We start from the raw sequence: 965 nt of genomic DNA, 5'->3' as shown, positions 1-965 counted from the left end.
ATGACATGCACACCCCCATGAGCAAATGCTGGGGTATGTATATGATGTATCTCGGTACAGCCATTGCAGTGATAGTCTTCGTTATGCGAAAGCTAGGTTACCCCATATATTAGTGGGGTAATCCTTTATGTAATTTTTCTGCTGAAATTTTTCCATGCGTTTATTTTTTTGGAGATGTTTAAGCGTAGGGTACACCGGGCGCAGCACGGTCATTACATGAAGTACCCCCCCCCGGTATCTACACCACTGGTGTCCTGCACCCACCCGGCTTCAGTACACTTGCGCTCACGCGCCGTTGAGCACATCATCCAACGGAGTACATACCATGGCTAACATCAGCACCGCTCTCTCTGCTATCCTCAACACTGTCACTGTTGCAGCAGAAGCATCTACGAAAATCGTATCCACAACTGCCAAGTCAGTTGATGCACTTGATCGTTACGTAACTACTTCTCTTGCTAAGCAAGAAGTATCATCAGAGCTTGATCTGCATAACTACTTCGAGACCATTCTCACTGAAAAGAAGCTCGAACTAGCTCATCAGAAAACTCAGGTAGAAGAAATACTGAGCAAAAACAATGCTCTAAAGAAAAACTTCGATGAAGCTAACGACATCCTTGAACCTACCTTCAATCGTATCAAAGACAAATACTTCCCTAAAGCCTAAAGGAATAACGTGGGGTCTCTACGATCCCACGTTGCACCCTTTTAAATCGATAGTTAGATAGGAAATACAATGGCAATTCTCCTCAATGCAATCTCTATTATCCTGGTAATTACTGGAATAATATACCACAACACAAATCTGTTTTGGTTAGCAGGAATGCTGGCAATAATTGCAATTCTGTTTCTCATCTATTCGATGGTGGAAGACAGAATGCCTGAACCAATGAAAAAGAAACCGCATTCATTTACTATCGTGAAAACTAATCCGATGGATATGTCTGGGCTACGTGAAACCCTCA

The 965-nt window shown here is 42.9% G+C and carries 2 protein-coding genes; both read left to right on the top strand.

The features are described 5' to 3' along the window. Positions 1-325 precede the first annotated feature (325 nt). Positions 326-667, top strand: coding sequence for a hypothetical protein (locus tag RMT89_RS40340; RefSeq protein ID WP_315888721.1), 342 nt, complete (start codon positions 326-328; stop codon positions 665-667). Positions 668-736: 69 nt separating this feature from the next. After that, positions 737-965: hypothetical protein (locus RMT89_RS40335; protein WP_315888720.1), on the top strand; the 229-nt coding region annotated here is incomplete at its 3' end.

The sequence above is a fragment of the Streptomyces sp. P17 genome (assembly GCF_032436805.1).
Classification (GTDB): domain Bacteria; phylum Actinomycetota; class Actinomycetes; order Streptomycetales; family Streptomycetaceae; genus Streptomyces.
Note: the sequence above shows the minus strand (reverse complement) of the source record. Positions and strands in the feature narration are given on the sequence as shown.

Excerpts from the sequence above, each read along its gene's own strand:
- RMT89_RS40340 (WP_315888721.1), top strand. The coding sequence starts at position 326 with ATGGCTAACATCAGCACCGCTCTCTCTGCTATCCTCAACACTGTCACT.